The 24,961-nt window shown below is 70.3% G+C and carries 26 protein-coding genes, 1 tRNA gene and 1 pseudogene; 13 read left to right on the top strand and 15 right to left on the bottom strand.

The genetic code is table 11. The annotated features are described in order from the left end of the window. Positions 1-309: 309 nt before the first annotated feature. The gene (locus tag ACIBEF_RS00865) at positions 310-1,404 is read right to left on the bottom strand and encodes a 3-deoxy-7-phosphoheptulonate synthase (RefSeq protein WP_357206493.1); all 1,095 of its coding nucleotides are present in this window, start codon (positions 1,402-1,404) and stop codon (positions 310-312) included. A gap of 273 nt (positions 1,405-1,677) precedes the next feature. Here ACIBEF_RS00865 and ACIBEF_RS00860 point away from each other — a divergent pair, with 273 nt between their 5' ends. Continuing rightward, positions 1,678-1,896 (top strand): hypothetical protein, encoded by a 219-nt coding sequence (locus ACIBEF_RS00860; protein ID WP_396790020.1) that lies wholly within the window; start codon positions 1,678-1,680, stop codon positions 1,894-1,896. On the opposite strand, the gene ACIBEF_RS00855 is transcribed toward ACIBEF_RS00860, so the two are convergent. Further along, positions 1,863-2,612, bottom strand: a complete 750-nt coding sequence (locus ACIBEF_RS00855; protein ID WP_396790018.1) for a phosphodiesterase — start codon at positions 2,610-2,612, stop codon at positions 1,863-1,865. The two genes, ACIBEF_RS00860 and ACIBEF_RS00855, sit on opposite strands and share 34 nt — an antisense overlap. Before the next feature lie 102 nt (positions 2,613-2,714). On the opposite strand from ACIBEF_RS00855, the gene ACIBEF_RS00850 reads away from it, so the two are divergent. The 4 genes from ACIBEF_RS00850 (at position 2,715) to ACIBEF_RS00835 (ending at position 7,164) form a co-directional block, all read left to right on the top strand. Next, positions 2,715-4,004: a pitrilysin family protein gene (locus ACIBEF_RS00850; RefSeq protein ID WP_357206497.1), complete on the top strand. Its 1,290-nt coding sequence runs from the start codon at positions 2,715-2,717 to the stop codon at positions 4,002-4,004. Continuing rightward, entirely contained in the window at positions 4,001-5,338 is a 1,338-nt protein-coding gene (locus ACIBEF_RS00845; RefSeq protein WP_396790016.1) for a M16 family metallopeptidase, read from the top strand. Before ACIBEF_RS00850 ends, ACIBEF_RS00845 begins: the two co-directional genes overlap by 4 nt. Before the next feature lie 194 nt (positions 5,339-5,532). Next, on the top strand, positions 5,533-6,558 hold the full coding sequence (locus ACIBEF_RS00840) for an aspartate-semialdehyde dehydrogenase (protein WP_355008946.1): 1,026 nt from the start codon (positions 5,533-5,535) through the stop codon (positions 6,556-6,558). 165 nt (positions 6,559-6,723) lie between these two features. Beyond that, positions 6,724-7,164, top strand: coding sequence for a PPOX class F420-dependent oxidoreductase (locus tag ACIBEF_RS00835; RefSeq protein ID WP_396790417.1), 441 nt, complete (start codon positions 6,724-6,726; stop codon positions 7,162-7,164). A gap of 48 nt (positions 7,165-7,212) precedes the next feature. Here the strand turns inward: ACIBEF_RS00835 and ACIBEF_RS00830 are convergent, their stop codons facing one another. After that, complete coding sequence (locus ACIBEF_RS00830) at positions 7,213-7,794, bottom strand: nucleotidyltransferase family protein (RefSeq protein WP_396790013.1); 582 nt, start codon at positions 7,792-7,794, stop codon at positions 7,213-7,215. 112 nt (positions 7,795-7,906) lie between these two features. Here ACIBEF_RS00830 and ACIBEF_RS00825 point away from each other — a divergent pair, with 112 nt between their 5' ends. The 4 genes from ACIBEF_RS00825 (at position 7,907) to ACIBEF_RS00810 (ending at position 11,808) form a co-directional block, all read left to right on the top strand. Next, the gene (locus tag ACIBEF_RS00825) at positions 7,907-8,323 is read left to right on the top strand and encodes a CBS domain-containing protein (protein WP_030333361.1); all 417 of its coding nucleotides are present in this window, start codon (positions 7,907-7,909) and stop codon (positions 8,321-8,323) included. A 201-nt stretch (positions 8,324-8,524) separates the two neighbouring features. Continuing rightward, a complete protein-coding gene (locus tag ACIBEF_RS00820) occupies positions 8,525-8,896 on the top strand; it encodes an SCP2 sterol-binding domain-containing protein (RefSeq protein ID WP_396790011.1) in 372 nt (123 codons plus the stop codon). Then, on the top strand, positions 8,896-10,956 hold the full coding sequence (locus ACIBEF_RS00815) for a glycogen debranching N-terminal domain-containing protein (protein ID WP_396790009.1): 2,061 nt from the start codon (positions 8,896-8,898) through the stop codon (positions 10,954-10,956). Before ACIBEF_RS00820 ends, ACIBEF_RS00815 begins: the two co-directional genes overlap by 1 nt. A gap of 99 nt (positions 10,957-11,055) precedes the next feature. Next, the gene (locus ACIBEF_RS00810; RefSeq protein WP_396790008.1) at positions 11,056-11,808 is read left to right on the top strand and encodes a lysophospholipid acyltransferase family protein; all 753 of its coding nucleotides are present in this window, start codon (positions 11,056-11,058) and stop codon (positions 11,806-11,808) included. Between the two features lie 94 nt (positions 11,809-11,902). On the opposite strand, the gene ACIBEF_RS00805 is transcribed toward ACIBEF_RS00810, so the two are convergent. The 5 genes from ACIBEF_RS00805 to ACIBEF_RS00785 form a co-directional block, all read right to left on the bottom strand. Continuing rightward, positions 11,903-12,625 (bottom strand): hypothetical protein, encoded by a 723-nt coding sequence (locus tag ACIBEF_RS00805; protein ID WP_396790006.1) that lies wholly within the window; start codon positions 12,623-12,625, stop codon positions 11,903-11,905. A 72-nt stretch (positions 12,626-12,697) separates the two neighbouring features. Further along, entirely contained in the window at positions 12,698-13,411 is a 714-nt protein-coding gene (locus ACIBEF_RS00800) for a response regulator transcription factor (protein WP_091405585.1), read from the bottom strand. Next, positions 13,384-14,592 (bottom strand): hypothetical protein, encoded by a 1,209-nt coding sequence (locus ACIBEF_RS00795; protein WP_396790004.1) that lies wholly within the window; start codon positions 14,590-14,592, stop codon positions 13,384-13,386. Before ACIBEF_RS00795 ends, ACIBEF_RS00800 begins: the two co-directional genes overlap by 28 nt. Continuing rightward, positions 14,582-15,760: a sensor histidine kinase gene (locus ACIBEF_RS00790; RefSeq protein WP_396790415.1), complete on the bottom strand. Its 1,179-nt coding sequence runs from the start codon at positions 15,758-15,760 to the stop codon at positions 14,582-14,584. Before ACIBEF_RS00790 ends, ACIBEF_RS00795 begins: the two co-directional genes overlap by 11 nt. Before the next feature lie 119 nt (positions 15,761-15,879). Further along, complete coding sequence (locus ACIBEF_RS00785) at positions 15,880-16,275, bottom strand: VOC family protein (protein ID WP_396790002.1); 396 nt, start codon at positions 16,273-16,275, stop codon at positions 15,880-15,882. A 294-nt stretch (positions 16,276-16,569) separates the two neighbouring features. Here ACIBEF_RS00785 and ACIBEF_RS00780 point away from each other — a divergent pair, with 294 nt between their 5' ends. Then, positions 16,570-17,553: a hypothetical protein gene (locus ACIBEF_RS00780; protein ID WP_396790000.1), complete on the top strand. Its 984-nt coding sequence runs from the start codon at positions 16,570-16,572 to the stop codon at positions 17,551-17,553. Between the two features lie 6 nt (positions 17,554-17,559). Here the strand turns inward: ACIBEF_RS00780 and ACIBEF_RS00775 are convergent, their stop codons facing one another. Both ACIBEF_RS00775 and ACIBEF_RS00770 read right to left on the bottom strand, forming a co-directional pair. After that, entirely contained in the window at positions 17,560-18,600 is a 1,041-nt protein-coding gene (locus ACIBEF_RS00775; RefSeq protein ID WP_396789998.1) for a hypothetical protein, read from the bottom strand. Continuing rightward, positions 18,600-19,097: a SigE family RNA polymerase sigma factor gene (locus tag ACIBEF_RS00770; protein ID WP_396789996.1), complete on the bottom strand. Its 498-nt coding sequence runs from the start codon at positions 19,095-19,097 to the stop codon at positions 18,600-18,602. The genes ACIBEF_RS00775 and ACIBEF_RS00770 overlap by 1 nt, the downstream gene beginning before the upstream one ends. 701 nt (positions 19,098-19,798) lie before the next feature. Here ACIBEF_RS00770 and ACIBEF_RS00765 point away from each other — a divergent pair. Next, complete coding sequence (locus ACIBEF_RS00765; RefSeq protein ID WP_357202949.1) at positions 19,799-20,101, top strand: MerR family transcriptional regulator; 303 nt, start codon at positions 19,799-19,801, stop codon at positions 20,099-20,101. A 135-nt stretch (positions 20,102-20,236) separates the two neighbouring features. Further along, positions 20,237-20,365: pseudogene (locus ACIBEF_RS00760) on the top strand (IS3 family transposase); the annotation flags it as partial. A gap of 47 nt (positions 20,366-20,412) precedes the next feature. Here the strand turns inward: ACIBEF_RS00760 and ACIBEF_RS00755 are convergent. From ACIBEF_RS00755 to ACIBEF_RS00735, 5 genes are all read right to left on the bottom strand, one after another. After that, positions 20,413-20,949 (bottom strand): hypothetical protein, encoded by a 537-nt coding sequence (locus ACIBEF_RS00755; protein ID WP_396789994.1) that lies wholly within the window; start codon positions 20,947-20,949, stop codon positions 20,413-20,415. Between the two features lie 487 nt (positions 20,950-21,436). After that, a complete protein-coding gene (locus ACIBEF_RS00750; RefSeq protein WP_396789992.1) occupies positions 21,437-21,997 on the bottom strand; it encodes a hypothetical protein in 561 nt (186 codons plus the stop codon). After that, positions 21,964-22,515, bottom strand: coding sequence for a DoxX family protein (locus ACIBEF_RS00745; RefSeq protein WP_396789990.1), 552 nt, complete (start codon positions 22,513-22,515; stop codon positions 21,964-21,966). The genes ACIBEF_RS00750 and ACIBEF_RS00745 overlap by 34 nt, the downstream gene beginning before the upstream one ends. Before the next feature lies 1 nt (position 22,516). Next, positions 22,517-22,735, bottom strand: a complete 219-nt coding sequence (locus ACIBEF_RS00740; protein WP_396789987.1) for a hypothetical protein — start codon at positions 22,733-22,735, stop codon at positions 22,517-22,519. Between the two features lie 1,293 nt (positions 22,736-24,028). After that, positions 24,029-24,101 (bottom strand) — tRNA-Arg (locus ACIBEF_RS00735). A 159-nt stretch (positions 24,102-24,260) separates the two neighbouring features. On the opposite strand from ACIBEF_RS00735, the gene ACIBEF_RS00730 reads away from it, so the two are divergent. Next, positions 24,261-24,956: a hypothetical protein gene (locus tag ACIBEF_RS00730; protein WP_396789986.1), complete on the top strand. Its 696-nt coding sequence runs from the start codon at positions 24,261-24,263 to the stop codon at positions 24,954-24,956. Positions 24,957-24,961: the final 5 nt, after the last annotated feature.

The raw sequence follows: 24,961 nt of genomic DNA, 5'->3' as shown, positions 1-24,961 counted from the left end.
TGCTCTGCACCCGCCGATGCGACGGTCACGCGCCGTGAGTGGTGCGCGGAGGGGTGCAGAGCAAAGGGAGACACAGAGCAGAGCGGGGGCGGGGGCGGGCAGAGCGACAGCGCCGCCCCCGGCCTTGTGGGCCGGGGGCGGCGCTGGTGTCGGTGTGCAGGTCGCCTCTCGGCGAGTGGCACTACGCGGCTCCAGCCGGACGGTATTCCGCGAAGGCTATTTAGGTGAGGCCCGGGGACATTGGACACACCGACACCCCAGTCAACGAGCCGACCCCCGCTCGTGTTCCGCCGGTCGTGGTGTCGGCGGTCACACCGTCGTGGGCAGGGTGGCCCGACGGGCCCGCACGGCCGAGGCGAGGTGGTCGAGCACCTCGGCGGTGTCGTCCCAACCCAGGCAGGCGTCCGTGACCGACCGCCCGTACTCCAGCGTCCGGGTCGGGTCGAGCTCCTGCCGGCCGGGCAGCAGGAACGACTCCAGCATCACGCCGGTGATCCCGCGCTGACCGGCGGCCAGTTGAGCGGCCACGTCCGCGGCCACCAGCGGCTGGTTACGGTGGTCCTTGCCGCTGTTGGCGTGACTCGCGTCGATCACCAGCCGCTCCGGCAGGTCGGCGGCGCGGAGCAGGTCGAGTGCCCCGGCGACCGACTCGGCGTCGTAGTTGGGTCGGCCGCCCCCACCGCGCAACACGAGGTGCCCATCGGTGTTGCCCCGCGTGTGCATGATCGCCGGGGTGCCGGAGAAGTCGATGCCGGGGAAGACGTGTGGCACCCCGGCGGCGCGGATCGCGTCCACGGCCGTGCCGATGCTGCCGTCCGGGCGGTTCTTCATGCCGATCGGCATGGACAGGCCGGAGGCGAGCTGGCGGTGCACCTGGCTCTCCACCGTGCGGGCACCGATCGCGCCCCAGCCCACCGTGTCCGCGATGTACTGCGGGGTGATCGGGTCCAGGAACTCGCACCCCACCGGAAGGCCGAGGCGGAGCACGTCGAGCAGCAGCGCCCGGGCCAGCCGCAGACCGGTGTTGACGTCCCCGCTGCCGTCCAGGCCGGGATCGTTGATCAGGCCCTTCCAGCCGACGGTGGAGCGCGGCTTCTCGAAGTAGACCCGCATGACGATCAGCAGGTCGTCGGCGAGCCGGTCGGCTGCCGTCCGCAGACGCTGCGCGTAGTCCAGGGCGGCGGCCGGGTCGTGCACCGAGCAGGGACCAACCACCACCAGCAGGCGGTCGTCCTCGCGGTCCAGCACGCGACCGACCGCGCGGCGGCCGGTCAACACGGCCGCCGCGAGCGGGGCGTCCAGGGGCAACTCGTGGTGCAGCAGGGCGGGCGTGGTCAGCGGCACGACACGGTCGATCCGCTGATCGCTGACCCGATCGGTCTCCGGGGTCGTCACGGTGGGCATCCTTTCGCCGACCGTGCCCGGGGCCGGTGCCCGGGACGAGCCGGCTGCTCGTACGCAAAAGGGCAGGAACGACAGCTCCTGCCCAGCCGGCTCGGTCCGTGGTGACATCAGTTCATGGTGAAGTCACCGGCGTGCGAGCCGGCTGCCTAAACCATCGATAGGAACGCGTCACCGGGCCAGCGTACCCGACCGGACGCCTTCCCCCGTGCTGTCATCCCAAGATGCGGGGTGAAGATCGCGTGCCGGGGACGCGGTCGGGGTAACAGGGGTGCCATGACACACGAGCAGAGCGATCAGGACCGGGTGGAGTCCCGCGCGCACCACCTCCTGCCCGAGGAGAAGGCGGTGGGCAGCGACGATCCGGAGGCGCAGGCGGAGGCCATCCTCGCCGAGTCGGACATCCGCACCGCTGACCAGAACGCCGCTCCGGACACGGTGCTGGAGCGTCGTACCTCGGATCAGACAGTGGTGGCGGTCGAACCGCCGGACTGAGCGGTCGCCCCGCGTGCCCGGCGCGACCCCCGGTAGGTCTGGTCACGCAGCCAGGCCAGCGGACCTGCCACCCGCAGTTCGGGTGGCAGGTTGCGCACCGGGTCGAACGCGAGTGCCCCGTCCTCCTCGGCGCTGAGCTGGGCACCGAGGCTGACCTGCCCGACCAGTCGCCACGGCCCCACCGCCGACGCGACCGCGAGCACCAGGCGCGGGGTGTCCGTCCGGGTCGCGGCGGACGCCGCGGTCAGGCTGCGACCGAGGTCGGCCGAGTCGGGGTCGGCCAGCGCGGCCAGCCAGAGGCGGCGCGGGCCCGCGCGAAAGCACGTGATCGTGCTGTACGTGCCGGTGAAGCGGCGTCGCGGCAGCGGCAGGTTCCGCAGCACCGGGGCCGCGCCGCTAGAGCTGACCAGCAGGTCGAACGGCCGGCCGCCGTCGCTGTGCAGGCGCAGCGCGAGGCCCAGGACGTCGGGCCAACTGCCGGGCGTCGGCGTCCCCTTGGAGAGCCGGATGGTGGTCCGGTACCGGCCGGGCTGGTCCAGCAGCGCGACCCCGGTGGGCGGTCCGGGCGTACCCCAGATCACCGTCTCGCCGACGAACGAGCGACCGGCCGGATGCAGCAACCGGCCGCGGCGCAGCCGGCCGAGTGCGGTGCCGGCGCGTTCGACGGCGGTGGCGGCCCGGCCGGCGGACCGGAACGGAGGCGGGGTGACGGTCATTGCTCTCCGGTACCCCGCGCGGCGGCTTCGAAGCCGCCCGGGTCGGCTCGCCGACCGACGGCACGTCACCTTTCCGCCGCCGAGATCGGATAGCGTCGGGGCATGCCCGACAGCGGTTACCCCTGGCCCATTCAGACGTCCCGACTGGACAACGGCCTGCGCGTGGTGGTGAGTGAGGACCGCACCGCTCCCGCAGTGGCCGTCAATCTCTGGTACGACGTCGGCTCCCGACATGAGCCGGCCGGGCAGACCGGTTTCGCCCACCTCTTCGAGCACCTGATGTTCGAGGGCTCGGTGAACGTGGCGAAGACCGAGCACATGAAGCTGATTCAGGGCTCCGGTGGCTCGCTCAACGCCACCACCAACCCGGACCGGACCAACTACTTCGAGACGGTCCCGGCCGAGCACCTGGAGCTGGCGCTCTGGTTGGAGGCCGACCGGATGGGCGGCCTGGTCCCCGCCCTCACCCAGGAGACGCTGGACAACCAGCGGGACGTGGTGAAGAACGAGCGCCGGCAGCGCTACGAGAACGTGCCGTACGGCGACGCCTGGCTGCGGTTGCTGCCGCTGCTCTACCCGCCGGGGCACCCCTACCACCACGCGACGATCGGCTCGATGGCCGACCTGAACGCCGCCGACCTGGCCACCTTCCAGGCGTTCCACCAGACCTACTACGCGCCGAACAACGCGGTGCTCACGGTGGTCGGCGACGCCACCGCCTCCGACGTGTTCGCGCTCGCCGACAAGTATTTCGGCGCGCTGCCCGCCCGCGACGACATCCCGCCGGCACCGGACGGCCGCACCGTCCCCGCCACCGGGCAGACGGCCGTCGAGTCGGTGAGCGCCGACGTGCCGGCACCACGGGTCTACATCGCCCACCGCAGCTACCCGTTCGGCACCCCCGGATACAACGTGATCACCGTGCTCGCCACCATCCTGGGCAGCGGCCGGGGCAGCCGGCTCTACCAGCGCCTCGCCGACGGCGAGCGGATCGCGCAACCGGACCTGGTCGGGGCGTACGGGGTGGACCTCGCCCACGCCCCGGCGCCGCTGATCGCCACCGCCACCGCCCGCCCCGGAGTGAGCGCCGAGCGGCTCGCCGAAGGGCTGGCCGAGGTCGTCGACGAGTTGGCCACCGTGCCGGTCACCGCCGCCGAGCTGGATCGGGCCAAGGCGTTGCTCAGCACCGGGTGGTGGCGTCAGCTGTCCACCGTCGACGGCCGCGCAGACCTGCTCGGCCGGTACACCACGCAGTTCGGTGACCCGGCCCGCATCGCCGAGCAGTTGCCGGCCCTGCTCGCTGTCACCGCCGAGCAGATCGCCGAGGCCGCCGCCGACGTGCTCGCCACCGACCGGGTGACCCTGACCTACCTGCCCGAGGAGACCTCATGACGCTGATCGCCGACCGTCCCGGCCCGGGCGCGGCCCGCCCGTACCGGTTCCCGCCGGTGGTCCGCCGCGCCGCGGCCGGTGGTCAGGTCGTCGCCGCGCACCTGCCCGGGCAGAACCTCGCCGTGGCCCTGCTGCTGCTCGACGTGGGCGCGGGTCAGGAGCCGGTCGGCAAGGAGGGTCTGTCCGGCGTGCTGGCCAAGGCGTTGGAGGAGGGCACCGCGCAGCGGGACGCCGCCGCGTACGCGCTCGCCGTCGAAGGGCTCGGCACCGCTCTCTCGACCGGTCTGGACTGGGACTCGTTCCAGGCCAGCGTGGTGATCCCGGTGGACCGGCTGAGCGCCGCCGTGGAACTGCTCGCCGAGGCGGTGCGGACGCCGAAGCTCGACCCCGCCGACGTACGCCGGGTCCGTGACGACGAGGCGACCGCCCTCCGGATGGACTGGGCCAACCCCGGCCCGCGCGCCGACGCCGCGCTGCGCGCCGACCTGTTCGGCGCCCAGAACCGCTGGGGACGGCCGATGCACGGCGACCCGGAGTCGGTCGCCGGGTTGGACGTGGAGGACGTCACGGTCTTCCACTCGGAGTGGTTCCTGCGCCCCGGCACCCTGATCGTCGCCGGTGACCTGGACCGGATCGACCTGGACGCGCTGGCCGCCGCGGCGTTCGCCGGCACCGGTGGTGGCCCCGCCGAGCGCGGCGGTCCCATCGAGGTGCCGCTGCACAACGGTCGCCGGATCATCCTGGTGGACCGGCCCGGCTCGGTGCAGTCCACGCTGCGGCTGGGCCACCCGTCACCGCACCGGGCGCACCCCGACCACGTGCCGATGACGCTCGCCGGCACCGTGCTCGGCGGGGCGTTCACCTCCCGGCTCAACCACCTGTTGCGGGAGGTGCACGGCTACACGTACGGCATCCGGGGCGACTTCGCCGCGTCGCGGCGGTTCGGTCGGTTCGCGGTCAGCTCCGGCGTGCAGACGGCGGTCACCGCGCCGGCCCTGGTCGAGGCGGTGGGCGAGATCACCCGTACGCAGGCCACCGGGGTGACCGAGGAGGAACTGGAGGTGGCCCGCTCCTGGCGGGCCGGGCAGCTCTCGGTCGAGTTGCAGAGCCCTCGGGCGATCGCCTCCGCGCTGACCACCCTGGTGGTGCACGACCTGCCGGACGACTACCACGCGCGGTTGCGCGAGTCGCTGCTCTCCGCCGACGTGGACCAGGTCTCCGCGGCGGCAGCCACCCACCTGCACCCGGAAGCTCTCACCCTGGTCATCGAGGGCGACGCCGCAGTGATCCGCGACGACCTGGAGGCCACCGCCCTAGGAAACCTCCTCCCCTAACCCCGCCCCATTCGGTTGATCATGAGGTTGTTGTCACTCGCCACGGCGTGTCGCGGCAACAACCTCATGATCGACGGGGGAGGGGGCGGGAGCCGGCGGGAATGGGGGCTAGGGGGTGGGGCGCGGTGTGAGGTGGACCCGGGGGGTGGGAAAGGGGTCCCGGTTTCGGGGGTGGGGTCGGTAGCCTCGCGGGCATGAGGATCGGCATTGTGGGGGCCACCGGCCAGGTCGGTGGCGTGATGCGGCAGGTGCTGGCGGAGCGGGAGTTCCCAGCGGAGCAGGTGCGGTTGTTCGCCTCTGCGCGGTCCGCCGGGCGTACGCTGCCGTGGCGCGACGGCGAGGTGACAGTCGAGGACGCCGCGACCGCGGACTACTCCGAGCTGGACATCGTGCTCTTCTCGGCCGGTAAGGGCACCGCGCGGGAGTTGGCCCCCCGGGTCGCCGAGGCCGGCGCCGTGGTGATCGACAACTCGTCGGCGTTCCGGATGGACCCGCAGGTGCCGCTGGTGGTCGCCGAGGTCAACCCGCACGCCGCCCTGGACCGGCCCAAGGGCATCATCGCCAACCCGAACTGCACCACGATGGCCGCGATGCCGGTGCTGCGTCCGTTGCACGCCGAGGCTGGCCTGGTCGGCCTGGTCGTCTCCACCTACCAGGCGGTCTCCGGCGCCGGCCTGGCCGGTGTCGCCGAGCTGGACGAGCAGGTCCGCAAGGTGGCCGAGCACGCCGCTGGGCTGGCCTTCGACGGGTCGGCCGTGGAGTTCCCCGCGCCGCGCTCGTTCACCCAGCCGATCGCCTTCAACGTCCTCCCGCTGGCCGGTTCGATCGTCGACGACGGCTCGTTCGAGACCGACGAGGAGCAGAAGCTCCGCAACGAGAGCCGCAAGATCCTGGATATCCCCGACCTGTTGGTCTCCGGCACCTGTGTCCGGGTGCCGGTCTTCACCGGGCACTCGCTCCAGATCAACGCCCGCTTCGCCAGGCCGCTCACCCCGCAGCGCGCCCACGAACTGCTGGCCGACGCGCCCGGGGTGGCACTGACCGACGTCCCGACGCCGTTGCAGGCCGCCGGCCAGGACCCGACCTACGTGGGCCGGATCCGCGCCGACGAGACCGTCGAGTACGGGCTGGCGCTGTTCTGCTCGAACGACAACCTGCGCAAGGGTGCCGCGCTGAACGCTGTGCAACTCGCCGAGCTGGTCGCCGCCGAGCGCCGCTGACCGGCCCGGTCGCCCAACATCGAACAATCACCGAGCCTCCGCCGTACGTCGGCGGGGGCTCGGTGCCGTTGCGGGTGTTCGCCATGCCGTTCCCGTGGTCGTCCGCGGCGGCCGGCAGGTCGTGCTTGGATGGGTCGGAGACGATCGTCCAACCTGGAGGACACCATGCCGGATGACCGGACCCAGCAGGCGTTGACCGATCTGGTGGCCGGCCGGTCGATGGGCGTGCTCGCCACGATCAAGCGGGACGGGCGTCCGCAGCTGTCGACGGTGCTCTACTCCTTCGACCGGGACGCGGGCCTGATCCGGGTCTCGGTCACCGACGGCCGTGCCAAGACCGCCAACCTGCGCCGCGACCCACGCGCCAGCTTCCACGTCAGCAGCGAGGACGGCTGGGCGTACGCGGTGGTCGAAGGTCGCGCCGAGCTGACCCCGCCGGCCACCGAACTCGGCGACGACACGGTCGAGGAGTTGGTGGCGCTGTACCGAGGGCTGAGGGGCGAACACCCCGACTGGGCCGAGTACCGCCAGGCCATGGTCGACGAGGGTCGGATCGTGCTACGCCTGCACGTCGAGCGGCTCTACGGCATGCCGCCCCGAGGCTGACCAGCCGCCCAGACTGACCCGCCCCCAGGCCGACCCGCCCACAGCCGATCAGCCTGGCTCGATCACTGTCACGCCGGGCCAACGCTGCGCCGGCCGGTGCCGGGCCAACCGCTGCCGCGACAGGGCCACGTCCACCCGGGCCGGGTTGTGCCGCCACACCCCGCCCAGCAGATCCGTCAGACCGTACGGCGCGCAGATGTCCAGCCGGCCGGCCTGGTCCAGCCGGACGGCCACCGCTGTCGCGTACTCCGGCCAGGTGGCGACCGCCTCGGCCACGCTGCGGTACGGCTCGATCTCCTCGCCGCCGAACGTGGCCGCGTACCAGGTGTGTACAGCCGCCTGGTTGCGAGCCTCCCATGGCGGCTGCGCCCACATCCCCGTCAGCAACGCGGTGGCCCGGTCGTCGTCGGCTCGGGTCAGCCTCGCCGGGTCGAAGAAGACCACGTCCACGTCGCGGACCCGCGCCGGGTCGAACCCGTTGCCGAACCGCTCGCCCCAGACCAGGTCGCGCAGTGCACCAGCGCCGATCCAGGCGTCCGGCAGCCCGGAATCACGGACCACCGCCAGTGCCCGGGTCAGCCAGTTGCTGCCGGCGACCAGTTCCCGCAGCTCTTCCTCGCCCGTCGTCATGCGCCCACGGTAGGCAGCGGACACCTACACGGACAGCCCCGGCGGGCAGTGGGCGTTACCCCCTGGCGGGCGGCGGGTAGACGGTGCGTGCCGACACCGAGAGGGGAGCACCATGACAACGGTCGGAGAGTTCATGACGACCCGGTTGGTGACGATGGACGGCAACGACACACTCATCGCAGCCGCGCAGGAGATGCGTGACAGCGCGATCGGCGATGTGGTGGTTACCGACGGTGACAGTGTGGTCGGCATCGTCACGGACCGGGACATCACGGTCCGAGGTGTCGCGGAGAACATGGACCCGGGCTCGACCCGGTTGAACCAGATCACCACTCGCGACGTGATCACGGTGAGTCAGTACGACGATGCCGTGGCCGCCGCAGACCTGATGCGGACGTACGCCGTACGCCGACTCCCGGTGATCGACGACGGGCGCCTGGTCGGCCTGGTGTCGATGGGTGACCTCGCTGTCGAGCGCGAACCGCAGTCGGTCCTGGCCGACATCAGCGCCGACGACCCGAACAACTGACCCGTCCGCCGCGGCGCGCGCCGGCTCTCCCTTCCGGGAGGGCCGGCGCGTGGCGTCTCGACCCCCCTGCTCACCCGGATCGGGCGAGGTTGAGCGGGGGAGCGGCGGGGACCCGTGCGGGGACGTGCAACGCCGGCCGTCCGTGCGACGCGAGCGCGGTGGGTGGGATCCCCGGCCCGGCAACTGGGAGGAGTGGACCCGATGGTGGACGCGACCACGAGGTTCTTCGAGGACCTGGACCGGCGGGGGTACGAACCTCTGCTGGCCAAGACCTCCGGGACGCTGCGGATCGACCTGCACGAGGGGGCGCAGACCCGGCACTGGCTGCTGAGGATCGACCACGGCCGGCTGAGCGTCAGTCAGGAGGACCAGGAGGCCGACACGGTGATCGGCGCGAGCCCGGTCCTCTTCGACGACATCGCCTCGGGGCGCGAGCACGGCCTGGCCGCGCTGTTGCGGGGGGACATGACGGTGTCCGGTGACGCTCGCCTCGTCGTACAGGTGGAGCGGATCTTTCCGGGTTCCCCGGACGCCCGCGGGCCGCGTCGGCGATTCGCGGGGGAGGAGCACTGATGGGGCAGAGCAACACGATCCGGATCCTGGACGGCAACACGTTCGTCGTCTGCGAGGACACCGGTGACATCGAGGCGACGCCGAGCGAGCCCACCGGGCTCTTCTCCATCGACACCCGGTTCCTGTCGACCTGGGTGCTGACCATCAACGGTGAGCGACTCAACTCGCTCTCCTACGACGACCTGCAGTACTTCGAGTCGCGATTCTTCCTGGTCCCGGGGATGGCCACGCACTACGTGGACGCGAAGCTGTCGATCATCCGCGAGCGCGCGGTGGGCGGCAGCTTCTGTGAGAAGCTGACCATCCTCAATCACGACGAGAAGCCGGTCGACCTGGAAGTCCGGATGGACGCGGCGTCGGACTTCGCCGACCTGTTCCAGGTGAAGGACGAGATCCTCAACAAGAAGGGCGAGATCTACACCGAGGTCGAGTCGGACCGGCTGCGGCTGGGGTACCGGCGGGGAAACTTCCGGCGGGAGACGGTCATCTCGTCGTCGATGGCGGCCCGGTACGACAGCAAGGGCTTCGCGTACACCGTGCACCTGGAGCCCAACGAGCAGTGGGATGCCTCGATCGACGTCCAGACCTACGCGGTCGGGCCCGGTGGCCGGGACCTGCGGTTCGGCCTGCGCAAACACGGCACCGAGCGGCTCGCCCTCCAGCACGACCTGGAGAAGTGGATCGCCGACGCGCCGAAGGTCAACAGCGAGCACGGCCGGGTGGCGAGCACGTACCGGCGCAGTCTGATCGACCTGGCGGCGCTGCGCTTCTCGCCGCTGTCGCTGGGCGGCGCCACCCTGCCGGCCGCCGGTCTGCCCTGGTTCATGACCATGTTCGGCCGGGACAGCATCCTCACCTGCCTGCAGACACTGCCGTTCACCCCGCAGCTGTCGAAGACGACGCTGCGCATCCTGGCGTCCCTGCAGGGCAGCCGGTTCGACGACTTCCGGGACGAGGACCCCGGGCGCATCCTGCACGAGATGCGCTACGGCGAGACCGCGGCCTTCGAGGAGCAGCCACACTCGCCGTACTACGGCTCGGTGGACGCGACGCCGCTGTTCATCGTGCTGCTCGACGAGTACGAGAGGTGGAGCGGGGACGTCGCGCTGGTCAAGGAGTTGGAGCAGGAGTCCCGGGCGGCGCTGAGGTGGATCGACAACTACGCCGACCTGGTTGGCACCGGATACATCTGGTACGAGCGACGCAACACCGACACCGGCCTGGAGAACCAGTGCTGGAAGGACTCCTGGGATTCGATCTCCTACTCCGACGGCACGCTGCCGCCCTTTCCCCGGGCCACCTGCGAGGTGCAGGGGTACGCGTACGACGCGAAGGTCCGCGCGGCCCGGTTGGCGCGCGAGTTCTGGGGTGACCCGGAGTTCGCCGACCAGTTGGAGCGGGAGGCGGCGGAGCTGAAGGAGCGGTTCAACCGGGACTGGTGGGTGGACGACGGCGGGTACTTCGCCCTGGCCCTGGACCCGGACGGCCGGCAGTGCGACATCCTCAGCTCCAACATCGGCCACCTGCTGTGGAGCGGGATCGTCGAACCGGAGCGGGCGGAGAAACTCGCCGCGCACCTGGTCGGGCCGCGGCTCTTCTCCGGCTGGGGGGTGCGCACCCTCGCCGAGGGGGAGGCTCGCTACAACCCCATCGGCTACCACAACGGCACGATCTGGCCGTTCGACAACTCGTTCATCGCCTGGGGTCTGCGCCGGTACGGCTTCGCCGAGGAGGCCGCGACCATCGCCAACGGCATCCTGGACGCTGCCACGTACTTCGACGGTCGCCTGCCGGAGGCGTTCGGCGGCTACCCGCGGGAGCTGACCAAGTTCCCGGTGGAGTATCCGACGGCGTGCAGCCCGCAGGCCTGGTCGACGGGTACCCCGCTGCTGCTGCTGCGCACCATGCTCGGTCTGGAGCCGCACGAGGGTCACCTGGCGGTCGAGCCACGGCTGCCGGTGGGGATGGGTCGCATCGAGGTGCTGGACATCCCCGGTCGTTGGGGCCGGGTGGACGCGTTCGCCCGGGGTCGACTGGACCTGGACAACCTCGCCGACTGACCGAGTCGGCCGCCGAACCGGCGGTGGCGCCGCCGCCCGCGTCGCCGCCGCCGGGTCGCCACCCAGCCGATCCCCAGCCGGTCAGGGTAGATTCTGCGAATGCCGGAGCTCGTGTACCCGCCCGTTATCGCCGCCGCCAAGACGCTGTTCCGGGTCCTCGACCTGAAGATCACCATCGAGGGCGCCCACCACGTACCCCGCACGGGCGGGGCGGTGCTGGCCAGCAACCACGTCAGCTACCTCGACTTCATCTTCGCCGGTCTGGGCGCCAACGCGTCGGGCCGGCTGGTCCGCTTCATGGCCAAGGATTCGGTCTTCACCCACAAGATCTCCGGCCCGCTGATGCGAGGGATGCGGCACATCCCGGTGGACCGGCAGGCCGGCGCGGCCTCGTTCCGCGCCGCCGTCGGCGCTCTCAAGCAGGGCGAGGTCGTCGGCGTCTTCCCCGAGGCGACGATCAGCCGGTCGTTCACCGTCAAGGAGCTCAAGAGCGGCACGGTCCGGATGGCACGCTCGGCGAAGGTGCCGGTGCTGCCCGTCGCGTTGTGGGGCACCCAGCGCCTCTGGACCAAGGGCCGCCCGCGCACTCTGACCCGTCGGCACACGCCGATCACCATCCTGATCGGCGAGCCGATCAGCCCGGCGGACTTCCCGGACCCGAACGTGCTGGCCGCCGAGCTGACCACCCGCCTCAGCGCCCTCGTCGACCGGGCGCAGCGGGACTATCCGGACACCCCGGCCGGCCCGGACGACACCTGGTGGCAGCCCGCGCACCTGGGGGGCAGCGCGCCCTCACCGGAGGAGGCCGCCGCTCTGGACGCCGCCGCCGAGCACCGCGCCCCCAGCGCCTGACGCTGAAGGCGTGTGTCGACGTTCTCGGCGGCCCCGAGGCTTCGACGCACGCCCTAGCTGGATGGACGGTGTCTGCCGACCCGGACGTTCCGTGTCACCGCTGCCCGGATGCTGCGCCGCCGGCGAGCCCGCCCCACGAGGTCGGATCCGGTCTTGAGCGGTAGTAGTCGTCCCGGGAGTGGAACTCCACCGGCAACGAGCCGGGCAGCGTGATCCGGGTGTCGCCGGCGAGCAGACCGGGGCCGGCCCGCAGCAGCAGCACGTCGCGCTCCTGGGCCGAGAGGTCGACCAGTTGTGGACGGTTGAGCCGGAACATGGCAACCGCCCGCCGGACCTGCCGGGCCAGCGCCACGACCTCGGCCGTCATTCCGCTGAGGGCCAACGCCGGCTGCTGAATGGTGCGCAACGCGTCGCAGACGATCAGCAGCTGGGCCGGGGCGTCCGGCGCGCTCGTCGGCAGCTCCAACCGGGACGGCCACTGCCAGCGGATCTGACCGCTCATCAGGCCGTTGAGTCGGGCCGGCGGTCGGGCCCGGTGCGTGCCGTCGGCGACCAGCGACAGGTGCGAGCCGCTGCCCACCCAGCAGATCCGCTGGTCGGTGACGGTCACCGCGACCGGCTCGGGCAACTGCCAGCGGCGTCGCACCTCGCTCGGCCCGAGCAGGTAGCCCGCGACCAGCAGCCGGTGTCGCCCGAGCAACCGCTCGCCGGGCATGGGTCGCAGGTTGTAGCGGCGGTCCAGGGTCGGGCCCACGTCGTCGTCGGGGGCGTCGAACCGGTGGGGACCGATGAAGAAGGGGGACGCGTCGGCGTGCATCGTCACGACCTTCCGGTCAGCTGGCTGTGTAAGAAAGCCTTCCGGACCGGAGCGCCCCTGTCATGACGCCTGTTAGGGGGTCGGCCGGTCGTGTGTCGCCTGTGACCGGTAGATGCCGATCTCCTCCGGGCGGACGAGACCGTCCTCGATCGCACGGGCGAGTAGTGCCGCCTTTGTGGCGGCTGGTCGCCCCGCCCGGGTGTACTTGATCCGTGCCCGGTCGACGTACTGCTTCACTGTGTGCTCGCTGATCTGCATCCGCCGGGCCACCGACGCCTTGGACATCGACTGGAACCAGAGCAGCAGCGCCTCACGCTCCTTGTCGGACAACATCGGCCGGTCCGGCCGTGGGTCGCCGACCATCGCACCGGCCAGCGCCGGCGGCACGTACGGACGGTCGCTCGCTGCGGCCAGCACCGTCTCCACGCAGTGTTCCCGGCCCTCGTGCTTGGCCAGGAACGCCACCGCCCCGGCGTCCAGCGCGGCGAGCATCGTCTGCGGGTCGGTGTGCTCCGAATAGACCACCACCCGCCGGCCGGCGGCGCTCAGCTCGGCCAACTTGTCCAACGCCATCCGCCCGTGCAGTCGCAGGTCGAGCAGTATGACGTCGGCGTGCGGCGCCGCCCGTAGCACCGCGTCCGGGTCGTCGCCGGTGGCGAGCACCGTCAGGCGAGGCTCGGTGGCGAGCCAGGCGCGGACCCCCTCGACCACCACCGGATGGTCGTCGACGATCGCCACCCCGACCGGTCGATCGCCGGTCACCGCCGCCACCGGGTCTGCGCCCATCTGATGTTTCCGTCCCGTTCGTAGAGGTACTCCACCGGCCCGTCGTTGTGCTCCCCTGGGGGCGGGCCGGTCGACTCCGGCCCCTCCCGGTCCGGTGTGACCAGGCCGACCACCACCTCGTCCGAGCCGGAGACCACTGTCAGACGCGCCCATTCCCGGGCGTCGGCGAGGGTGCCGGTGAGCGGGTCGGCCAGCCGGCGGCGGACCTCCACCGGCAGCGGCGGCGGGGTGCCGATGGTGACCAGGTCGATCGGAAGGCCGTTGCGTTCCGCCAGGTCGGCGGCGGCTCGCAACTCGTGCAACAGCGGGTCGGGCACATCGTCGGACTCGGCGATCAGCCGACGCAGTCGGGCGGCGGCCAGCATGCACCGGCGCTGCACCTCCGGGTCGTCCGGGTCGGCCTGGCCGGCGGCCAGGTCCCCGAGGACCCGCCCGGCCGCCGAGCTGACCAGGGCCAGCCGGTCCCGGCGTTCCCGAAGGCCCCGCTCGGCGGCGTCCCGCTCCGCGGCCATCGCGTGGCCGGCGGCCGATACGGCGGCCCGATCCCGAGCCAGGCCGACGATGACGGTGCTGCCCACGAAGACCGCCACCGGCAGCGAGAACGTGCCGTAGACGTACATCACGTAGCGGGCCACGTCGGCCGGATCGGGGCCGTGCCCGAGCACCGCGACCAACGCGATCAACGCGTGCGTGCTGAGCAGCGCGATCAGCCCCACGACGCGCCGGCCCCACACCGCCAGCACGAAGAACCAGCCGAGCGTGCCCCACACCCAGTTGGCGGCGGTGAACAACTGCCCCTCACCGGCCGCGGCGAAGACGGCCGCGTCGACGACAAGCAGCAGCCCGGCCAGCGGCCACGGCGGCAGTGGCGAGCCCTGCAGCAGGCGTACCCCGGCGATCGCGCCGGTCACGGCGACCAGTACCCAGGCGCCGAGCACCACCGCTGGCGCGGCGAACTCCGCACGGGCGGACAGCACCGCCGGCAGCGCGATCGCGACGTGCCAGGCCAACGCGATGGCGACGGCGGCGATCCGGGCACCCCGGTCGGACGCGTGTGCCACGGCGGCCGGCGCGGCGAGAGCCGCGGGGGAGTCCGGCTCCCGGGGCGTCGGAACGCCGGTCGGGTTCGGTGTCTCCGGCGCGTCGGTGGGGTGCGCCGGGGCGTTCAGGTCAGCCGACACCGGGCCACTCCAGCCGAATCCGGGTGCCCACGCCGACGGCCGAGTGCACGTCCGCCCGGCCACCGACAGTCGTCATCCGGCCACGGATGGACTCGCGCAACCCGTACCGGTGCGGTGGGACGGTGGCCAGGTCGAAGCCGGGGCCGTCGTCGGCGACCTCGACCACGACGCCGATGGCGTCGCGGGTCAGCCGCAGCGTGGCCCCGGCACCCGGCGCGTGGCGGACCACGTTGGACAGCGCCGCGTAGGCGCTCTCGCTGATCGCGTCGGCCACGCCGACCGGGACGGCGCAGGACGCCAGGTCCAGCCGTATCGCAAGCTCGGGTAGCCGGCCGGCCACCAGCCGCAACCGCCCGTCGAGCGGCACCGGGCCGTCACCGGCCACCGGGCCGACGTCGGTGAGCGCGACGAGGGTACGCAGGTCGGCCGCGCAGCGGTCCCGGAAGGCTGCCGAAGGCCCGGCCACCGCGCCCAGCCCCACCATGGTCAGCGTCCCGAGCACCGTGTCGTGCAGGTCGCGGTTCTGCTGGCGTTCGGCCTCGCGGGCGGCGCGCGCGACCAGCGCCTCCCGGGTCAGCCGCTGGTGTTCGACGAAGGCCCGGTCCGCCCGGCCGATGCGTCGGCGCATGACCGCCGCCATCATCGCCGTGCAGGCGGTCTGCGCCAGCAGCGTGGCCGCGTGCGCCCGGGCTTCGGCGGGGTTGCCGGCGGCCTGCGCCCCGGTCACGTAGGTGGCTATCACGAGCAGCCCGGCCGGGATCGACCAGCGCGCCGAGGTCGTGGCCTGTGTGTTGATCACCGTGGTGCTGGCCAGCACGGCGATCCAGCTGCCCTCGCCGGGCAGCACCTCGGGCGCCACCAGCACCGGGATGAGCAGGCAGGTCAGCGCGGTGATCGCCACGTCACCTCCGACGAGGCCGGGCCCGATGCCGTGGCGCAACGCGCGGTGTGCGTACCAGAGGGACCAGCCGGTCAGCACCGCCACGGCGGGCAGCAGCACCGCCTGCCGCACCGGCGGGGTCTGCACCGACACCGCGACCGCCGCGCCGAACAGCCCGCAGCTCACCCGCAGCAGCGCTGGCAGCGTGGTGAAGATGAGGCCCAGGGCCCCGCCGGCCGGATTGTCCAGCGTGGGCGGCGGCACGGTTGGGGTGGCAACGGCCGGCATCGGGAAGTGTCCTTCCGACAACGACCCGGTCCGGGTCCACGCGGCGTAGATCGACATCGGACAATAGCATGGCGGACCGTGACGGGGTTATCCCTTGTGTGCGGAGTGTCGCTAATGTGTCACTCTGTGCTGCGGGGCTGAAGGAGATCCCAGCGGTTTCCGTAGATATCGACGAACACCGCTACCGAACCGTACGCCTCGTGTCGCGGTTCCTCCAGAAAACGCACCCCGGCCGCCACCATCCGGGCATGGTCCCGGGCGAAAGCCTCCGTGTAGAGGAACAGTCCGACCCGGCCGCCGGTCTGGTCGCCGATCCGGGCCTGCTGCTCGGCGCTGCTCGGCCGGGCCAGCAGCAGTGCCGTCTCCCGGGCCCCCGCCGGGCGGACCACGACCCAGCGTGAGCCGTCCGGTCGGGCGGTGTCCTCCACCAGCTCGAAACCGAGGCCGCCGACGTAGAAGTCGATCGCCTCGTCGTAATCCCTGACCAGCAGCGCGACAAGTCCCAGATGTGCCATTCGGCCATTCTGCCGGCGGGTGGCCCGGGTCAACCCGGCGGCGTCCCCGCTGGTCGTCCGCGTCACGCCGCCGGCGTGCGGGCGCTGTGGCGTTCGGGGCGCTGCGGCGCGCGGGCGCTGCGGCGTGCGGGCGTGATCCACTCGCGTTCACGGAAGTCGGGGTGTCCGGAGCCGACTGACCACCCGACATCATGAAAACCGAGTCGATCACCGTGTGCGATGCAGCGACCACCCGGCCGGAACCGGGGGCGCCCGTCGTCCGTCTCATCCCCGGATGGAAAGGTGGTGAGCCGGATGCGCTCGTCCCGCACGGCACTCGCGGTGGCACTGCTCGGCATGACGTTGGGCGGCTGCGGTGGCACGGAGGTTGGGCCGGGTCGGGCCGACGAACCCGCTCCGGCTCAGATCGTCGACGGGTGGACCTCCTGCGCCACGGAGGCGCCCAGGGCCGGCGAGATGACCACCGAGACGTCGCCACCGGCCGTGGACGAGCCGACGGTCGGGCGCGTCGACCCCACGTTCACACCGGTCGCGGCCGTGGTCTGCGGGCGGGAGATTCGGCCGGGTCCCAACGGCGGCCAGGAGCAGGTCGCCACCGAGCGACGCGCCGAGGAGATCGGACGGCTGCTCACCGCGCTGCGCCTGCCCGACGAACAGGCCGACGGGGAGGTCGCCTGCACCCTCGGCATGGTCATCCCACCGTGGCTCGCACTGGTGGACGAGCGGGGGCGTTGGCTGCGGCCCCACATCCCGAAGAACTCCTGCGACAAGCCGCGCCCCGAGGTGATCGCCGCGCTGTCCGGGCCGCAGTGGGCCACCGTGGACACCCGTACCATCCGGCAGGTCGAGTCTGCGGCGGCCGATGCGGCCGGATGTGCCCAACAGTGGACGGACCTGGTGTGGGTGGAGACCCGCAACGGCCGCCCCGGGCCGCCTCCGCCGGCCCGCTCGACCGCCGGGCCGCTGCGCCTCTGCGTCTACGAGGTGCCCGCGTCGCTTCAGGAGGGCGAGAAACCGCCGGGTGATTTCGTGTACGGCGGCCCGCTGCCGGCCGAGCGTCAGGCGGGCGTGCTCCGGGGGCTGTCCAACCGCCGGGCGGTGGTCGACTGTGCCACCCCGGCGAGCCGCTTCGCGGTGCTGCGCCCGCTCGAAGAAGCAGGCCCCGACCGGTACGTGGAACTCGACGGCTGCCGACGGTTCCTGATCGCGCCCGCTACGGGCGCTCTGCAGCTCGGTCAGGGCGACGAGGCGTTGGCCGCCCTGCTGGGGCCCGTCTAGCCGGCGTCACCAGGTCTCCGGGCGGTCGAGGTCGCGGGCCGGCTGGTACCCGCCGAGGATCGCCAAGCCCTCCGCCTCGGTGTAGCCGTTCCCCCAACCCTTGCGGAACGCCTCGACGACGCAGGGCTTGACGGTCATCTCCAGGACGTCACTGCCCTGCCGACGAGCCCGGTACGGGCCGGCGACGAGATCCCCGGGTCGGGCGTCGCGGGCCGGGGCGGGTTGCGCCCGAACAGTCAGCCAACGGCCGGACGCGTCACCGACCACCAGAGCGCCCTCGACGAAGAAGTCCCGCGCCGAACGGCCGAGCGTGACCGAGCACTCCAGCAGCCGTCCCTCGGTCGGCAGCGACTCCAGGCGGAACGGCACGACGCACCGGTGGGCGCCGTCGAACCGCATCCGGCTCGCCGTACCCGTCGCGTCGTCAAGGGTGGTCGCGTAGGTGTCCACCTGGGCCCAGAGCCCGTCGGCGGGCTGCCAGCGGACGAACCACAGCTTCCGGTCGCCGGACGGATCGAACCAGGCGACCCCCGAGCGGTCGCCGACCCGCACCTCGGTCCGTCCCTGCGGTCGCCCCTGCGACGACAACGTCTGCTGGAGCCCGTCGAGCAACGCCTCGGTGCGCGCCAGCACGAAACGGGCCTGACCGCCCGGACCCCGGAACTCGACGCTCTCGATGCCGCGCCCGGTGCGCCACGTGGCGAAGTCGGCACCGTTCACCAGCGTGTCGGCCGTGAAGTGCACTGTCGCGGGATCGGCGCCGACCTCCTCGGGGCGTACGGTCCCATCACTCTGTGCCTCCGGCAGCATCAGTGCCGCGACCGGCATGACCGGGTCGTCGGTGCCCCGAACGCCTGGGATCGCCAGCACCACCGAGGTGAGAGCGACACACGCCGCTGCCACGCCGCCGGTGATCAGCCCCCGCCGCCGCAGTCGCAACCGCCGGCCCCGATGCCGGGCCTGTCGCACGATCGGCGTCGGGTCGATGTCGCCTCCCGCCCGATGCTTGAGTGTGCTGGCGAGCTGCTCGTCGAGGTCACTGAACATCAGAGCTCTCCTGCCCATGCGTGGGTTGCCGCACCCTGTCGTCGACGCAGCGCCGCCAGGGCCCGCTTGGCGTGTGTGCGTACCGTCCCGGTCGAACAGGCGAGGATCTCGGCGATCGACGTGTCGTCCAGATCCTCGTAGTAGCGCAGCACGATCACGGTGCGCTGACGTGCCGGCAGATCACAGACCAACCGCCACAGCGCGTCGCGCTCGGCGATCCCGGCGGCCTCGTCCACCCCGTCGGCCCGATCGAGCACCGCGGCAACCGAGATCTCCCGGCTGCTGAGCCGACGCCACCACGAGTTGTGGGTGTTGACGAGCATGCGCCGGACGTACGCGTCCGGCTGGTCCGTCCGCGAGATGCGCCCCCACCGGGCGTACGCCCGGGCAAGGACCTCCTGAACCAGGTCCTCGGCCCGATGCTCGTCACCGGTCAGCAGCCGGGCGAGCCGCACCAGCGCCGAAGTGCGAGCGAACGCGTACTCCTCGAACGTCACGCCCTATTAACGCCGTAGGCCGGCCAACCCGTAGACACCCGCCGGGCACTTTCTAGCGAGCAGGGCCGTCGTGACGCGCCTAGCTGTCGAGGCGTCGGCGGGGCTACCTCCATCCGTGTCGGGAAAAAATCTATGGGAGAAGCGCTAGATTTTCGTGCCGTCCCCGGCTAATGTTTCTGGGGTCGAGAGAGCAAACAAAGACGCTGACGTTGCCGCCCCGCACGAGGGCGAAGGAGCGGGGCCCAGGAAGCCTTAGGGCCTGCTCATCTCGGCGACGGGCACGTGCCGTCGCTGGGTAGTACGTGGAAGGCGTGTGACAGCGGGTGAGGCCGACGCTCGTTCAGGGCTTCGCCCGAGGTTGAGAAAGGTTCGTCGCACGTGTCAGGGCCATGAAGTCGCGTGGGGCTCGGACACCGACGGACAGCACGGAGGACGACAGAGGAAATCAGAGGCAAGGGAGGGCATTACACCGTTGGATCGCCCGCTGCCAGTCGCGTTCGTGGGCTGGGCGCGGACACCGCAGTTTCCATCGAACGAGAGGTGGTCTCCGGTCACGCTTATGCGATCCTCGCACCCGAAGCCGTCCCTGACGGCTGGTGCGGACAAGACAAGCCGACGTTCTGTCGGTAGATGGTGTTCCTGACCCACAACCCTTGGGCCCCGGTGCTTCCGAGCACCGGGGCCCTCGTGATGGAGGTTCCATGGCTCAACCCGACGACATGTTCGACGACGAGGACTACCCCGCCTACACGATGGGCCGTGCCGCCGAGATCCTCGGCTGCTCGCAGGACTTCCTACGCCGACTCGGCGATGCGAAGCTGATCGACCCGCAGCGCTCCAGTGGCGGGCACCGTCGCTACTCCCGCTACCAACTGCGTCTTGCCGCGAGAGCCCGGGAGATGTGCGACCAGGGCACCGACATGGCCTCGGCCTGCCGAATCATCATTCTTGAGGACCAACTCGAAGAGGCCCTTCGGCGCAATGAGCGCCACCAGCAGGGCTGAGCACACCCTTCGTGCGGATGGTTGCGGCGCTGACAGGTCGTGTTGAACGCCGGTCATGTCGTTGACGATCGGACCGGCGTTCACCATCCCCGGGTGCACCACAGTGGCCGCAACCGCAGGAACTACCCTCTGACGCCGGAGAGGTTGTGGCTGGCCGACATCACCGAACGCCGCACCGGCGAGGGCAAGCTGTACCTATGCGCGATCAAGGACGTGTTGTCGATCCGGATCGTCGGCTACTCCATGAACTCACGGATGAATGCCCGTGACAGACAGCGGCTGGGGCCGGAAACCCGAACCCCAGCCGACCGTCAGAACACGCTCGTCGCGGCCACGGCTACTGCTGGGACTATCGCCACGCCAATAGCCGCCAGTTGAGCCAATCGCCGTGGACCTGACCGACTGAGTTGACTCAGACTGCCGCGACCGATCAGGACAGCCACCGACAGCGGAACAACAAACGCGATACCGAAGACCAGCCCGCTCCATTGCGGGGCTACGTTCAGCAACGCAGCAGCCAACAGCACCCATGTTGTCGCAGAGACCCGGAAGGTGCTCCACATGAGTCCGGTGTCCAAACCCCAGATCATGGGCGCGACCCATGTCGGCATGTTCTCGCGGTGCCCAAGCTCCTTCGACGTCTGCCTCTGGAGCCCGGGCGCGAAGGAGTCAGTTCTGATCGCGTTGGCGTCGAGGAAGGCCGCCACCAGTGCCGCCACTAGGCACAGCACGACGGCGACCCGATCAGCGACGTGCGGTGCAATGAGACTACCAACCTGATACACCAACGCTGTTACGAAACCCGCCATCACGACATGCGCGATGGACAAAATAGCGATGAAGCGCATGCCGCTTTTGGCCAGTCGGGATGAATCCCCTTGCACGAAGGGGCGGATTACTCCGATAAAAGACTGTCCTCAAGGGCTGAATAGCTGGGCGAAGCCCGCGACAGCCGCAAGTCCGACCGTCCAAAGAGCTACCATACGAACCAGATCGAGCAAGCGAACGAGCCCCTCCAGCAACTGCTCGAATCCGTGCTGCACTCACCGCAACCATACATCCGGCCATTCGCGGTCTTGCAGGTCCACATGGTGCGGTAATAGCCTGACGGGCACGTGTAGCGGTCTGGCGCAACGTTATAGTTGCATCGCGTACAACTGGCCAGGGAGCAGCAGGGGGAGCCTAGGCAATCGGCAACCGCCGGGGATGATTTCACAACAGCAGCTAGGCCGCCGATAATGGCGGATGCGACCCCCATGATCGCGAACCGACGGCGACTTCCGCTTTCGGCAAGCGAGGCTGTCTCGGTTGACGTCACGCATTCGATTAAATCAGTCATAGCCGGACGGTTCCTTCCTTAGCTACGGGCAGGGCTGACGACATCCGAGGAGACAATAGCGGTTGCAGTTGCCTAAAGGACGGCAACGTCTGGGCCAGAATTGGTTCACCTGACCGGTAAACAATTACCGAGGGCACAATGTCAATTCGAGTTGCTTGTGCGACCCGCTCGTCGAGATCGACAGTTGCCCGATCAACGGGCATGTTCATCCCCTCGAGCCACATGCGACCCTCCTCGCTGGAATGCGCCTGCTGCAGCACGATCCAGATATGGTCGAGATCCTTACGGCGCAAGCCCTCGGCGATGGCCCGACAAGTAGTGCACGATACAGAGAGAAACAAGAGCGTGAGATGTGGCTGCGTGTCTAGCTGCGTCGGTAGACCAATCAGTGAGGGTTTGATCGATCCGTCCGTCGGAAATGGGATCGGCGAGGGATTATCCTCGAGTTTGAGGGCCGCGCGAATCAGCTCCAAGGTCTGGTACTGGTCAACGAGAGCCAGCAGGCAGATCACCATGGTTACGCTTAGTGCTGCGACGACGATCCAGAGGAAACCCATTGACGCTCCAACACCTTGAGATAGCTCCTGCTTCGCAGGGCCTGAGGTAACAGTTGACCTACTGCGATGACAAGGGACAGTGCCAGCGCCGTCACGGCGACCCAGGAGATACCGTCGAAAAGCTCAGACGACCCGGAGCGCGTCACCCACGCCACCCCAAGCCAAACCGGGAGCAGCGCTAGCTGCGTGCTGCCCAATTTGGTCTCCGATCCACGGCCGAAACAGGCGCAACGCACTGATTCGCCACGGGTCAGGGCGAGGGCGGCCGCGCCTGCGAACGAAGCCCCGAGCGCGACCACCAGGGTTGGGGTCACCCAGACGCGAGGAGCGGCCAACAGGAGAACTGCAGTTATCAACTCCGCGGCACCAACCATTACGGCCAGGACCGGCGGGCTCGGCAGCCTAAGCGCCGCAAGCGTCTGACGAATGGCACCGGGTGCTACGAGTTTCTGCGCTCCGCTGTAGAGCAGAACAGCCGCCGCGAGGAAACGCACGCTGGCGTCAATCACGTCCGGCATGTCATGCCTGACGGACTGCGAGTACCTGCGCCTCGGCTAGCTCCGTTTCCAAGAGGCAGATCTGCATCCTGGACGTACGCTTGCGGTCGAGCAGTGGTGACGCAGCGATGCGCTGGCCGGCCAACTCATAGCCGCCACCGGCGGCCACTTTCGGCACACCGGTCAGCCAGTGCACGAGGGGTACCGCGGCTACCGCCAGACCTGGCCACAGGTCGGTCACAGTAACAAGGTCACCCGGGCGAGGCGTGATGCCGTCTGGGAAACCGGCGATCGGCACCTTTTCGGCGGCACCGATCGCGCTTCGGCTGTCAACGTTTGGCGGGCCGACAACCGCCCCGTGTTCATCCGCCGCAGATACCCTCGCCAATTCACCCCGTGAGGTAGCCTGGGTGCTGCTCGCGGCGGGATCCGCCGAGGCCGCTTGTTCTGAGAGTGCGACCAGGGTGACGCTAGATCCGACCACGGCACCAACCCGCAGCACTTGACGTCGTGAGAGCCCTCTTCCTTCGGCCATGCGCGCCCCTCCAAACTTCCCGTAACGTGAGAGTCTTATCTTTCACGAAGCACACATAGATGGCAACCGCTTGCTCATGATCGACTATATCTGCTGCCATCGAAGACCTGGCCCCGACGATGTGGGGATCATGTTCTCGGACGACTAGCGCGGGAGAATCGAATGCCCGTTGCGCCAAGAAACACTGGCCTGTCGCCCTGGATGCCGGCCTACTTCTAACTGGTTGTAGCGGCACACCCGCCGCACCGATCGACCGGCGGCCCTTCGGGTCCGGCATCGTACAGCACTCAGCTGCCGGCCGCGGACCCTTCCAATGTGGCCCCGATAGCACCGCGGTAGAGGCTGGCACGCTTGCCATGCCTCGTGCCATCGCCTGCGTAGCCGACGAGGCACACGTGTAGTCCACCACGCCGCCATCTGGCGACGATCTCGTCGTTGGATCCGTTTCCTGGCCTGGCCTGCGCAGCTGGGCTGCAGCCAATCCGGCGGCTTGCATGGCGGCCAGCGCGACAACTATAAGATCGGTGTAACCGTTAGATCGGGCGCTGCCGTAACGATTTCTGTGCCCGATTCAGTCGAAGGTAGAGCAGGTCTTGAATATGGGCAACGCTGGAGCTACGAGCCTGCCCAGTCGGTGACGTAGCTCGGCCGCTATCGCTTGGCACGAGCTGCGCGCCGCAATGTCTTAAGTTGAAGTGACTGGGCGCAGCGGCATCCGAGCGGCCAGCGTCCCGGCTGCCTGCTGGTCCGACCCTGAAAGCCAGGCCGCGTACACCCCGAGTGGTCGCCTCGATGTCGGCCACCCCAAGCCACCGGTCCAGGAGTTGGTCGAGGGTCGCGCGGGTGCGTTGGTGGCGTCGCTCGTCCACTGTGCCAGCAGGGTCTCGATCTCGCCGCTCTGGCGCTTGGTGCGTCCGTTCGAGGCTGCCACGGGGCCACCGTAGCGCGCTCGCACCACGAATAGCCCCACGCGGGCCGGTCAGATCAGAGAAGTACCTGTGCGCCCGGCAGGATTCGAACCTGCGGCCTTGGGATTAGAAGTCCCCTGCTCTATCCGCTGAGCTACGGGCGCGTGTGGCGTGGATGTCGCGCCCAGAGGGTACCGCCGTGCCACTGCCCGACGGCGAAAGGGTGCCCGCGTCCACGTTGCCGAGCAGAGTCTCACGTCCGCCTCGTAGCGGGCATCCGGGTTACCGCGAGGCGGCCCGGCACCGGACCGTACCGTTGGCTGGTGCTGCTGGATTCCGACGCCGAGAGCGACGTCGCCTACGAGCTGTGCCAGGTCGTCGGTCGGGCCATCCTGCCGTACCGGTCATCGGGCGACGTCGGTACCGCGTTCTTCTTCCAGGGCGGCGACGACCCGGTGGGAGAGTCGCTGCTGACGGCGGCCGAGCTGGTGGGCGGTTCGGGTGGTGAGTTGACCCTGCGGGCCAGCGTCACCGAGCCGGCGGGGGTGGCCCCGGCCGTCATTTCCGAGGCTGAGATCGTGCCCGGTTGGGCCCGCTTCGCGGGCGACGGGGTCGCCGTGTTGCCGACCGCCGGCCTGCACCGGTATGCCGGCGACGGAGGCTGGCGGTGGCGCGTCCAGCCGGTGCCGGCGGGGATCGCCGCCGGGCCCGAGGTGGTCGCCCGCCTCGGCGCCGACACCAGTTCCGCTTTCGTGCTGGCCCACGGGGTACGCGAAGACGGGTCGCGGCCACTGGAGGTCGCGATCGAGCGGGTGGTCCGCGACGGGGACGCCGTGCTGATCACCACCGAGCTGCCTCCGGGGTACGTCGGCGCGCCGGTCTTCATCGTGCAGGCCGAAGCCACCGGTGAGGTTTCCCCGTACTGCCTGGGCTTGGTCCTGCCCGGTGTCGGCGCGCACCCGGTGGCGACCTTCGACCGGATCAGTGCCGTCCTTGCGGCGACGCCCGGCGACGTCTGAACCGC

It is taken from the genome of Micromonospora sp. NPDC050795 (assembly GCF_044456785.1).
GTDB lineage: Bacteria > Actinomycetota > Actinomycetes > Mycobacteriales > Micromonosporaceae > Micromonospora.
Note: the sequence above shows the minus strand (reverse complement) of the source record. Positions and strands in the feature narration are given on the sequence as shown.